Here is an 11174-nt window from a genome sequence, read left to right on the forward strand (position 1 = left end):
CGGGCCCACGACCGGCGAGGTCGTGGGCCCGAGCCGTGTGCGTGGCGGCACAGCGGAGAGAAGCAGAACCCGTCAGCGGCGTACGCCCATCGGGCCGGAGAGCGGCACCTGCCACGTCAGCGCCCGGTGGCGCGCCACCTCGGCGTCGATCCGCTCGGCGACGTCCGTGCTGAAGGGGGCGGTGCGGCGACTCCCGAGGTCGACGTGCCCTTCGAGCATCTCCAGGGTGTTGGCGATCCGGCCGGCGGTGTGGTTGACGAGCACGGAGACGCCGTGGAAGACTTTGTCGCCCCGGTCCAGCCACCGCGCGTGGGCGGAGATCTCCTCGCCGATGTGCACTTCGTCGTGGAAGCGCAGGTGCTGCTCCATGCTGAAGACCCCGAGGCGCCGGACCGTGCGGTACTCCTCATCGATCCCGACGTGGGCCAGCGCTGCTTCGGACGCATCGACGTGGAAGCCATAGATGTGGGCGACGTTGACGTGGCCGTTGCCGTCCTCCCAGGCCGGGCCGGCGACCGCAGTGAGCGCGGCCGGGATCTGCATGACCTCCGCGACGCTCGGGAGCTGCGCGGCGCTCACGGCACCAGCACGACCTTGCCGGTGACCGTGCGGCCCTCGAGGGAGGTCAGCGCGGTCGCCGCGTCCTCGAGCTGGTGAGTGGACCCGACGACGGGTCGCAGGGCGCCGCTGCGCAGGTGCGGGAGCATCGCCTCCCACTCCTTCTGCACGTGCCCCGGTCGACTCATCGCGAAGGCTCCCCAGCCGACCCCGACGACCGCGATGTTGTTCAGCAGCAGCCGGTTGACCTTGACGGTGGGGATCTCGCCGGCGGTGAAGCCGATGACGAGCAGCCGGCCGTGCTCCTTGAGGGCGCGGAGGGAGTCGGTGAACCGGCCCCCGCCCACCGGGTCGACGACGACGTCGACGGAGGACTTGCCGACGGCATCGAGGAAGCCCTCCGCGAGGACGACCTCGTCCGCACCGGCCGAGCGCGCGATCTCCCCCTTCGCCTCGGTGGAGACGACGCCGATGACGCGACCGGCGCCGAAGGCCTTGGCCATCTGGATCGCCGCCGTCCCGATGCCACCGGCCGCGCCGTGGACGAGGACGGTCTCCCCCTCCGCCAGGCCACCGCGCTCGAGCAGCGCGAAGTAGACGGTCGCGTAGTTGAAGGTGAAGGACGCCGCCTCCTCGAAGGGCACGTCGTCCGGCAGCGCGAAGGTGAGGTCGGGCTGCGCCTGGGCCTTCTCCGCGAAGCCTCCGAGAAGCGTGAGCGCCGCGACCCGGTCGCCCGGCGAGAAGCCGCTCCCCTCGGGGGCACGCTCGACGACACCGGCGACCTCCGCCCCCGGGACGAAGGGGAGGTCGGGCTTCATCTGGTACAGGCCGCGGGTCTGGAGCAGCTCCGGGAAGGCGACGCCGGCGGCCTTGACCGCGATCGTCACCAGGGAGTCCTCGGACGGCTCGGGCACGTCGACGACCTCGACGGCCTCGGGCCCGTCGAGGGATGAGATGTGGATGGCGCGCATGGTCACGTCCTTGTCGCTGGGGATGGTCAGGTCTTGAGGAGCAGCTTGCCGGTGTTGACCCCGTCGAACAGGCCGAGCAGGGCGTCGGGGAAGGCGGCGACCCCACCCTCGAGCACCGTCTCGGTGGCGACGAGCCGGCGCTGCCCGATCAGCTGGGAGATCGCCTCGATGCCCTCGGGGTAGCGGTCGAGGTAGTCCGTGACGAGGAAACCCTGCATGCTCGCGCGGAAGACGAGGAGGGCCATGTACCGCCGCGGGCCCTCTGCCAGGGTCTCGTCGTTGTAGGTCGAGATGGCGCCGCAGATCGCGATGCGCGCGCCCCGGGCGAGGTTGGCCAGGGCGGCGTCGAGCAGCTCGCCGCCGACGTTGTCGAAGTACACGTCCACGCCGTCCGGCGCCGCCCGACGCACCTGGCGCAGCAGGTCGCCCTCCTTGCGGTCGATGACGTCGTCCAGCCCGAGGTCACGCAGCCAGGCGACCTTGTCCGGCCCGCCGGCGACGCCGATGACGCGGCACCCCTTCGCCTTGGCCAGCTGGGCGACGACGCTGCCGACCGCGCCGGCGGCTGCGGAGACGAGAACCGTCTCGCCGGGCTGTGCGCGGCCGACGTCCGTCAGGCCGAAGTAGGCGGTCATCCCCGGCATGCCGAGGGCACCGAGCCAGGTGGCCATCGGGGCGACGTCGAGATCGAGGCGGTCGACCCCCTTCCCGTCGGAGACGGCGTACTCCCGCACACCGAAGAGGCCCCTGACTGCGTCCCCGACTGCGAAGTCGGCGTGGTTGGAGGCGATGACCCTCCCTCCGGCGTAGGCGCGCATGACCTCACCGATACCCACCGGCGGGACGTAGGAGCGCACGTCGTTCAGCCAGCCACGCATGGCCGGATCGAGGGAGATCTGCTCGATCTGCACGATGAACTCACCGGCGCCGGGTTCGGGGACATCGACCGTGGCGAGCTCCCACGTGCGCCCGCTCGGTCGCCCCTGGGGGCGCTCGGCCAGGCGGATCTCTTGTGACGACCGGCTCATGCGAACTCCTGTCGGTGGCGGGAAAGGATGGTGCCACCTTCGCACAACATGAATCCCGCCTCAACTTATTCTTGAATCAAGATTCAGGTCTCGCTACGGTCGGGTCAGCACGTTCCACCCCTCCGACGCAAGGACTGCACATGGACCTCTCCTCCCTCTTCTCCCTCGACGGCCGCGTCGCGCTCGTCACCGGCGGTTCCCGCGGTATCGGTCGGATGATCACCGAGGGCCTGCTGAGCCAGGGCGCACGGGTCTACATCACCGCCCGCAAGGCCGAGGCCTGCGAGGCCACCGCGACCGAGCTCTCGGAGCAGTACGGGGCGGGCCGCTGCGTGGCCTTGCCGGTCGACGTCTCGACCACCGACGGCATCACCACGCTGCTCGAGGCCTTCCGCTCCCGCGAGGACCACCTCGACATCCTCGTCAACAACGCGGGCGCGGCCTGGGGGGCACCCTTCGACGAGTTCCCCGAGGACGGCTGGGACAAGGTCATGGACCTCAACGTCAAGACGCCCTTCTTCCTCACGCGGGAGGCCAAGGACCTGCTCCTCGCCGGCCACCAGCGCGGTGGCCACCAGGCGAAAGTCATCAACATCGGCTCGATCGACGGGCTCTCCCTCAACCCCCTGGAGACGTACTCGTACCACGCGAGCAAGGCGGGCATCATCCACCTCACCAAGCGGATGGCCGTGCGCCTGGCCCCCGAGGGGATCGTCGTCAGCGCCATCGCCCCCGGCGCCTTCGCCTCGAACATGAACAAGGAGGCGCGCGACCACGGCGACGAGATCGCCGGGCAGATCCCCTCGGGTCGGATCGGTCGGGACGAGGACATGGCCGCGGCCGCGGTCTACCTCGCCTCCTCCGCGGGCGACTACGTCGTCGGCAGCACGCTCACCGTGGACGGTGGGGTCACCATCGCCCGGTGACCCCACCCCTTCGCCCGGCTCTGCACGAGGGACCCCTGTGGCTGGCGGGTCAGTCCGCCCACAACTGCGGCAGGGTCAACCCGAGCGCGTTGGTCCACAGCCGGGTGGCCGTCTCGACGAGGTCGTCGACGGGGACGTCCACGGCACTGTTGTAGGCGTCCTGGGCCAGCCGCGAGACCATCCCGGAGAGAGCCATCGACGCCATCCTCGCGTCGACGCCGCGGTCGGCTACGCCGCGCTGCTGCAGCTCCGCGATGGCCCGCGCATTGCGGGTGACGAAGGCGTTCGCGCGGGCCCGGCGCATCTCCCGGAAGCGGGGGTCGACCGCGGCGACCTGGAGGAGGAGCTGGTTGAGGCGGGCATTGCGCCGGTACGCCTCGAAGTAGGAGCGGTTGCTCGCCGCGATGATCGCCACCGGGTCGTCCGTGGCCTCGATGCGGCTCGTCCCCGGGTGGAGCATCTCGCTCTGCGCCTCGTAGAGGACCGCGGCGAAGATCTCGTCCTTGCTGTCGAACCACGTGTAGAAGCTGCCGATCGAGCACTTCGCCTCGGCCGCGATGTCGACGAGTCGTGAGTCGACGTACCCGTCCCGCTCGAAGACCGTGCGGGCGGCGGCGATCAGGGCCGCACGGGTGCGCTGCCCACGGGCGGTCTGCGGCTGGGTCCCGAGCTTCGCCGGGTCGACGAGAGCCGGGGCCTCGACGGTGGTCTCGCTCTCACTCGACATGGCGGTCACTGTAACCGTCCTCGTCCAGCACGCCATGTCCGCACACGATGATCTCCTCGACCGCCGAGGCAGGGATGGCGCCGGCGGCCGTGAGGTTGCGTGGGTCGTCCTGCTGGCGCCGGCGCACCCCCTCGAGGATGATCGCCAGCTTCCACAGGCCCAGTGCGTGCCAGAAGGGCACCGCCGAGACGTCCCGTCCGGTGACGGCCGCGTAGTGCTCGACGAGCTCGGACCTCGTCGCGAAGCCCGGAACCATCGAGGCGTCGAAGCGCATCGACGGCGGGTCCCCGGGCTGCGGCCAGTAGGCCAGGAGGGTGCCCAGATCGGCGAGCGGGTCCCCCAGGGTGCTCAGCTCCCAGTCGAGGATGGCACGCACGGTGGCCTCCTGCGGGTCGATGATCACGTTGCGCAGGTGGCTGTCCCCGTGGACGAGCGTGATCTCGCCCGGCCCGGGATCGAGCGCGGTGAGCCGCTCGGTGAGCCGCTCGAGCTCGGGCAGGTCGCGAGTCCTGGACAGCTCCCACTGGCGGGACCACCGGCGCAGCTGGCGCCCGCCGTAGGGCTTGTGGCTGGCCAGGTCCGACAGGCCGACCTCCTCGAGATCGACCGCGTGGACGTGCCCGAGGGTCTCGACGAGCGAGAGCCCGACGCGGTGGCGGGCCTCGCGCGGGAGCGCCTCGGCATCGGCACGCTCGTCGAGGACCGCCCCGTCGACGTAGGAGGCGACGAGCACCGGGACGTCCGTGACGGCCGGGTCCTCGCAGAGACCGTGCACGACCGGCAGGGGGACATCACCCCCCTGGATGGCCGAGAGGATCCGGTGCTCCCGCGCGACGTCGTGGGCCGAGGCGAGCAGCTCACCCAGGGGCGGGCGCCGCAGGACGAGACGCTCCCCCTTCGCGTCCGTCGCCAGATAGGTGAGGTTGGACTGCCCCAGACCCACCCGGGCGAAGGTCAGGGGTGGCGCGAGGCCGATCCCCAGCCCCTCGAGCCAGGCGGACATGGCCTCCGGGTCGAGGCCCTCGGTGACTGCCTCCGCGTCGTTCGCGTCCTGCATCACGTCTCCTTCATCCCGACCGGCCTACCTCTTCTTGCCCCACTCGGGGCTGCGTCGCCGGTACTCACGACGGGCGATGGTCATCTTGTGCACCTCGTCCGGGCCGTCGGCGAGACGCAGCGTACGCATGTGCGCGTACCACATCGCCAGCGGGAAGTCGTCACTCACTCCGCCGCCACCGTGCACCTGGATGGCGCGATCGATGACCTTCAGGGCGACGTTGGGGGCCGCGACCTTGATGGCCGCGATCTCCGTGCGGGCGACCTTGTTGCCCACCGTGTCCATCAGGTGCGCGGTCTTGAGGGTGAGCAGACGGGCCATCTCGATCTCGATGCGCGCCTCGGCCACCCAGTCCATGATGTTGGCCCGGTTGGCCACCGGCTCACCGAAGGTCGTGCGGCTCTGGGCTCGGTCGATCATCATGTCCAGGGCCCGCTCGGCCACGCCGATGGCGCGCATGCAGTGGTGGATGCGGCCCGGCCCGAGACGAGCCTGGCTGATCATGAAGCCGTCACCCTCACCGGCGAGCAGGGCCTCGACCGGCACACGCACGTCGGTGAAGCTCACCTCGGCGTGGCCCTCGCGGTCCATGTAGCCGAACACCGGCAGACCCCGCTCGACCCTCACTCCGGGGGTGTCGATCGGCACGACCATCATCGACTGCTGGCGGTGGGTGGGGGCCTCCGGGTCGGTCTTGCCCATGACGATGAGGACCTTGCAGTTCTTGTGCAGGGCGTTGGAGGTCCACCACTTGCGGCCGTTGATGACGTACTCGTCGCCGTCGCGGACCATGCTGGTCTCGACGTTGGTCGCGTCGGAGCTGGCGACGGCCGGCTCGGTCATGGCGAAGGCGGAGGCCATCTCGCCCGCGAGGAGCGGCTTGAGGTACTTCTCCTTGTGCTCGTCGGTCCCGAAGAGGGTGAGCACCTCCATGTTGCCGGTGTCGGGCGCGTTGCAGTTTATCGCCTCGGGGGCGATCTCGAGGCTGCGCCCGGTGATCTCCGCCAGGTGCGCGTACTCGAGGTTGGTCAGTCCCGGGCCCCACTCCGGGTGCGGGTGGAAGAGGTTCCACAGGCCCTGGCTGCGCGCCTCGGCCTTGAGGTCCTCGAGGACCCGGGGGTGGTGGTTGGGGTCGCCGGACTCGCGCATCTGCCGGCGGTAGACGCTCTCTGCCGGGTAGACGTGCTCGTCCATGAAGGCGAGCAGCTTGTCGCGGTACTCCTGGCCGCGCTCACTGAGGTCGAACATCGGAACCGTCCTTGGTTGGTGTGGTCATGGGTGCGGGGGACGCGGGGAGACCGAGCAGGTCACGGACACGCGCTGCGGTCCCGTCAGCCTCCCGGTGGAGGATCCCGGAGATCCCCAGGCGTGCCGCACCGGCGAGGTTGTGCTCGAGGTCGTCGACGAGCACGCACTGCTCCGGGGGCAGACCGAGCTCGTCGCAGGCCATGGCGTAGATGCGCCGCGAGGGCTTGCGCACGCCCACCCGGCCGGAGATCACCGTGACGTCGAAGAGCTCGTCGAGATCGACCTTCGCGTAGCAGTCCCGCCCGAGCGAGTTGGACACGAGGGCGACGGGCACACCACGGCGACGCACCTCACGGACCAGCTCGACCATCGGCTCGTCCAGCTGCATGCGCGCCCCGATCCGCGCCAGCAGCCCACGGGCCGCCAGCCGGCCACCGGACTCGACGATCGCCTGCGCGAAGGCGTCCTCGAAACCCTCGTCGTCCAGACGGCCCTCCTCGTGCTCGCGGAGCGCGGTGCGGGCGCCCTCGTGGCCGGCGAGCAGGGAGAGCGCCTCGCCGGGCGCCAGCCCGGCCTCCTCGCCCAGGGCGCCGAAGGCATCCGAGATCGGAGTGGTCAGCACGCCGCCGAAGTCGATGAGCAGGGCCGAGAGCGACTCGCCGGCGACGGCGGGTGCGCTGTCGGGTGATGATGAGCCCATGGGGGCTGCCCTCCTCTGGCAGAACGTGCTGAAGCCTGTATAGTTGAACTCTGATTCATATTCAAGTTCGGATCGAGGCAGCGTGGCAGAACTGGTGTCCGGCCGGACCGGAGTGCCCGGCACCGTGGCCACCGGCCTGGCGGTCCTCTTCGGCCTGACCGGCCTGGGCAGCGCCGCGGTCGCCGTGGCGCTGCCGGCCATCGCGACGGACCTGGACGTCACCGCCGGCCGCGCCGCCCTCGTCGTCAGCGGCTACTCCCTCGCCCTCGCCGTCGGCAGCGCGGTCTTCGGCCGGCTCGGGGACATCCTCGGCATCCGGACCCCCCTCGTGCTCGGACTGTCCGTGATGGTGGCTGCGGCCTGCGCCGGCTCCCTCGCCCCGGACCTGCCCACCCTCATCGCCGCGCGCGTCCTGCAGGGGCTCGGCGCCGCGGCCGTGCCGGCGCTGACCCTGGCGGCCGTGCAGGCGATCTTCGAGGGTGACGCGCGAGCGCGGGCGATGGCCACCTACGCGGGCGTCGGGGCCACCGTCAACGCCCTCGGACCGGTCGTCGGCGCGATGCTCGTCGAGCCGCTCGGATGGCGTCCGATCGTGGCGATCCCTCTTGCTGCCGTCCTCATGATGCCGCTGCTGTGGGACGAGCTGCCGACCCGGCGCCAGACCGGCGCCACCGTCGACGCGCCCGGCGCCGCACTCATCGCCATCGCGGCCACCGGAGCCGTCCTCGCCCTGCAGTGGGCCACCCTCGGGCCGGGCCCGTCCACCATCGGCCTCCTCGCCCTGGCCACCGCCGCCCCGGTCGCCGTCCTGCGCTCGCGTCGGCACCCGGACGGCATCGTGCAGGCGGCGCTCATCGCCGACCCGGGCGCGCGCCGGAGCCTGCTGACGGCCGTGAGCCTGCCCTCGGCATGGTTCGGGATGCTCGTGGCCATCCCGACGTCGCTGACCGCCCACGGGTGGACCGGGGTGCAGATCGGTCTGCTGCTCGTCCCGTGCGCGGCGCTGGGCATCGTGGCGCCCCGGGTCAACGGGCCGGCCCTCGTGCGTCTCGGTCCCGTCCGCAGCCAACTCATCGCGACGCTCGGGACCGCCCTCGCGCTCGTGCTGGCCGGGTGCGGCCTGGCCCTGGTCTCCGGCCCCGTGCTCGTGGTCGCGACGCTGGCGCTCATGCTCTCCTTCGGGCTCGGGCAGCCGGCGATGACCACCCTCGTCGCCGACTCCGTCCCGGTCCACACCCGCGGCGGCGCCCTCGGCCTGATGACCCTCGTCTTCCTCATAGGAGGCAGCCTCGGCGCCGCGACCGTCGGCGGCCTCAGTGCACAGATCGGGCTGACGGGTGCCCTGCTGACCGTCGTCGTCCTCCCCCTCGCGGCCGCCGTCGCCTTCACCCCGTCCGTACTCACCCGTCGCTGAGCGAGACCACCCATCCCCGTCCACACCCGAGGAGCTCCCATGACCGACACCGACCACGTCCTGCACGACCTCAGCGACGGGGTGGCCACCATCACCCTCAACCGGCCGGACCGCCGGAACGCGATGTCCGAGCCGATGATCGAGGGGCTCGGTGAGCTGCTCCGGGACAGCGCCGGGGACCCCCGCGTCCGGGCGCTCGTCCTCACCGGTGCCGGGCGAGCGTTCTGCGCGGGCGGGGACGTCCAGCAGTTCGACGCCGACGGGGGCGAAGGGGGCGGGGCCGACGAGGTGGACGCCGCGGCCGTGGCCGAGCAGGTACGGCACCAGGAGCTGACCGTCGGGCGGATCGACACCTTCCCGAAGCCGGTGATCGCCTCACTCCCGGGCGCAGCCGCCGGCGCCGGGCTCGGGCTGGCCCTCGCGGCCGACCTGCGCATCGGCACACCCCGGACCGTGATGGCCACGGCCTTCGCCGCGGTGGCCCTGTCCGGGGACTTCGGCGTCACCTGGCTCCTGCACCACCTCGTCGGGCCGGCCCGGGCGCGCGAGCTGCTCCTGCTCAACCCTCGCCTGGACGGCCAGGCGTGCCTCGACCTCGGGCTCGTCAACCAGATGGTGCCCGAGGAGGAACTCGCCGAGCGCACCCACGAGGTGGCCCGCCGGCTGGCCGACGGGCCGGCCGTGGCCCTGACGCACATCAAGCGGAACCTGCGCGAGGTGCCCTTCCAGACCCTGTCCGAGGCGATGCGTGCCGAGGTGCCGCGACACAAGGAGTGCGGGCTGACCGAGGACCACGTGGAGGCCGCCAGGGCCTTCGTCGAGAAGCGGCCGCCGGTCTTCGGCCGCTGACGCCCCGGCCGCCCCGGGAGCTACTTCTCGAAGTACGCCCTCGGGTTGGTCACGAGCATCGTCTCGATGTCCTGCTCGCTGGCCCCGCCCTCGAGCAGGGCGGGGATGACGTCCTCGCTGATGTGGCGGAAGTTCCACCTCGGGACGACCCGGCGCTTGGCCTCCGGGTCGAACCAGTCGATGAAGCACGAGGCGTCGTGCGCGAGGACCATCTTCTCGGCGTAGCCCCGTCGCAGGAGCTCCAGCACGGTCGCCACCCGGTCCTCGAAGGGCAGCAGGACGTCCAGCCCGAAGCGGTCCATCCCCAGGTAGGAGCCCGCGTCCGCGACCCGCATCAGGTAGTCGAGGTCCGTCGTGTCACCCGAGTGCCCGATGACGACCTTCGACAGGTCGGCCCCCTCCTCGGCGAGGACCCGTTGGGCCACGAGGCCGGATCCGGTGTGCGGATTGGTGTGCACCGTGATCGGGGCGCCGCTCTGCGCGCTCGCCTGGCCGACCGCCCGCATGGCCCGCTCCACCCCGGCGGTGAGGCCCTGCTCCTCGATGGCGCACTTGAGGAAGGCGGCGCGCACGCCGGTGTCGGCGATGCCCTCGTCGAGGTCCTTGAGGAAGAGCTCCGTCAGCGGCTCCGGCACGTCGAAGAGCAGCCCGGGACCGGTGTAGTGGAACTGGAAGGGGATCTCGTTGTACGTGTACAGCCCGGTCGCCACGACGATGTTGAGGTCGATCTGCTCGGCGACGCGCTGGACCCGGGGCAGGTAGCGGCCGAGGCCGAGGACGGTGGGGTCGAGGATGGTATCGATACCCATGGACGGCAGCGCACCCAGCTCCTCGACCGCCTCGGCGACCTGTGCGTCCTCGTCCCAGTCGCCCTGGTAGTTCTGCCGGTACTCCTCCCCCAGCACAAAGACGTGCTCATGGGCCAGCACGCGCCCCAGGTCGGCGGAGTCCACGCTCCCGGTCACGGTCGGTACAGCCACCATGCTGCTCTCCTTCGCTGCTGAACCCGGGTTCAGGTTCGGATCTTCTCGAGGCTATGGAGACGCCTGCGGAGTGTCAACAGCTCCGCCATGTCAGCCGGCGTCCCTAACATCGTGACATGGCTCACGCACTCCTCTTCCCATCCGTCCTCGGCGTCCGCAAGGGCGTCACCGACATCGCCGACGCGCTCACCGACGCCGGTCACGAGGTGACCACCGTCGACCCCTTCGATGGCGAGACCTTCGATGACTATCCGACGGGCATGGCCCGCACCCGGGAGGTCGGCGACGACGCGCTGTACGCGCAGGCCGAGGCGGCGGCGAAGGGGGTCGGTGGTCCCTTCGTGACCGTCGGCTTCTCCGTCGGCGGCGCGACCGCGCAGTGGCTGGCCGGGCAGCACCCCGAGCGGGCGCGCGGGGTCGTCATGGTCGGCGGTGGCGTGCCGATGCGCTTCCTCGAGACTTCCTGGCCGCCCGGGGTCCCCGGGCAGGTGCACGTGACCGCCGGCGACCCCTTCCACGAGGAGGACAGGGAGTTCGACGAGGAGGTCCGCGCGGACGTCGAGGACGCCGGCGGCGCCTACGCGTTCGTGGAGTACCCGGGCGAGGGCCACGTGTTCAACGACCCGACCCTCGCCGAGTACCAACCGGAGGAGGCACGGCTCCTCACCCGCCACATCGTGGAGTTCGTCGACCAGCTGGACGCGGCGGGGGGG

General features: G+C 71.3%; 12 protein-coding genes. 4 read left to right on the plus strand and 8 right to left on the minus strand.

Annotated features, from left to right (window positions below):
• Positions 1-72: 72 nt before the first annotated feature.
• The 3 genes from JCO01S_RS14440 to JCO01S_RS14450 are packed head-to-tail and all read right to left on the minus strand — an operon-like array spanning position 73 to position 2557.
• Positions 73-579: a thioesterase family protein gene (locus JCO01S_RS14440; RefSeq protein WP_068257276.1), complete on the minus strand. Its 507-nt coding sequence runs from the start codon at positions 577-579 to the stop codon at positions 73-75.
• A complete protein-coding gene (locus tag JCO01S_RS14445) occupies positions 576-1529 on the minus strand; it encodes an NADPH:quinone oxidoreductase family protein (protein WP_068257278.1) in 954 nt (317 codons plus the stop codon). Before JCO01S_RS14445 ends, JCO01S_RS14440 begins: the two co-directional genes overlap by 4 nt.
• Before the next feature lie 26 nt (positions 1530-1555).
• A complete protein-coding gene (locus JCO01S_RS14450; RefSeq protein WP_068257280.1) occupies positions 1556-2557 on the minus strand; it encodes an NADP-dependent oxidoreductase in 1002 nt (333 codons plus the stop codon).
• A gap of 140 nt (positions 2558-2697) precedes the next feature.
• On the opposite strand from JCO01S_RS14450, the gene JCO01S_RS14455 reads away from it, so the two are divergent.
• Positions 2698-3483, plus strand: a complete 786-nt coding sequence (locus tag JCO01S_RS14455; RefSeq protein WP_068257282.1) for an SDR family oxidoreductase — start codon at positions 2698-2700, stop codon at positions 3481-3483.
• A gap of 49 nt (positions 3484-3532) precedes the next feature.
• Here JCO01S_RS14455 and JCO01S_RS14460 read toward each other — a convergent pair whose 3' ends face one another.
• The 4 genes from JCO01S_RS14460 to JCO01S_RS14475 are packed head-to-tail and all read right to left on the minus strand — an operon-like array spanning position 3533 to position 7215.
• On the minus strand, positions 3533-4210 hold the full coding sequence (locus JCO01S_RS14460; RefSeq protein ID WP_068257307.1) for a TetR/AcrR family transcriptional regulator: 678 nt from the start codon (positions 4208-4210) through the stop codon (positions 3533-3535).
• Positions 4200-5267: a phosphotransferase family protein gene (locus tag JCO01S_RS14465; RefSeq protein WP_068257290.1), complete on the minus strand. Its 1068-nt coding sequence runs from the start codon at positions 5265-5267 to the stop codon at positions 4200-4202. Before JCO01S_RS14465 ends, JCO01S_RS14460 begins: the two co-directional genes overlap by 11 nt.
• 24 nt (positions 5268-5291) lie before the next feature.
• Positions 5292-6515: an acyl-CoA dehydrogenase family protein gene (locus JCO01S_RS14470; protein ID WP_068257293.1), complete on the minus strand. Its 1224-nt coding sequence runs from the start codon at positions 6513-6515 to the stop codon at positions 5292-5294.
• Positions 6499-7215, minus strand: coding sequence for an HAD family hydrolase (locus JCO01S_RS14475; RefSeq protein WP_068257296.1), 717 nt, complete (start codon positions 7213-7215; stop codon positions 6499-6501). Before JCO01S_RS14475 ends, JCO01S_RS14470 begins: the two co-directional genes overlap by 17 nt.
• Positions 7216-7297: 82 nt before the next feature.
• Between JCO01S_RS14475 and JCO01S_RS14480 the strand changes: the two genes are divergently transcribed.
• Both JCO01S_RS14480 and JCO01S_RS14485 read left to right on the plus strand, forming a co-directional pair.
• Positions 7298-8629, plus strand: a complete 1332-nt coding sequence (locus JCO01S_RS14480; protein WP_245634460.1) for an MFS transporter — start codon at positions 7298-7300, stop codon at positions 8627-8629.
• 39 nt (positions 8630-8668) lie between these two features.
• Entirely contained in the window at positions 8669-9478 is an 810-nt protein-coding gene (locus JCO01S_RS14485) for an enoyl-CoA hydratase-related protein (RefSeq protein WP_068257298.1), read from the plus strand.
• A 20-nt stretch (positions 9479-9498) separates the two neighbouring features.
• Here the strand turns inward: JCO01S_RS14485 and JCO01S_RS14490 are convergent, their stop codons facing one another.
• The gene (locus JCO01S_RS14490; protein ID WP_068257301.1) at positions 9499-10461 is read right to left on the minus strand and encodes a phosphotriesterase family protein; all 963 of its coding nucleotides are present in this window, start codon (positions 10459-10461) and stop codon (positions 9499-9501) included.
• Between the two features lie 116 nt (positions 10462-10577).
• Here JCO01S_RS14490 and JCO01S_RS14495 point away from each other — a divergent pair.
• The coding region (locus tag JCO01S_RS14495; RefSeq protein ID WP_068257304.1) for an alpha/beta fold hydrolase at positions 10578-11174 on the plus strand (597 nt) is incomplete at its 3' end.

The sequence above is a fragment of the Janibacter corallicola NBRC 107790 genome (assembly GCF_001570965.1).
GTDB classification, from domain to species: domain Bacteria; phylum Actinomycetota; class Actinomycetes; order Actinomycetales; family Dermatophilaceae; genus Janibacter; species Janibacter corallicola.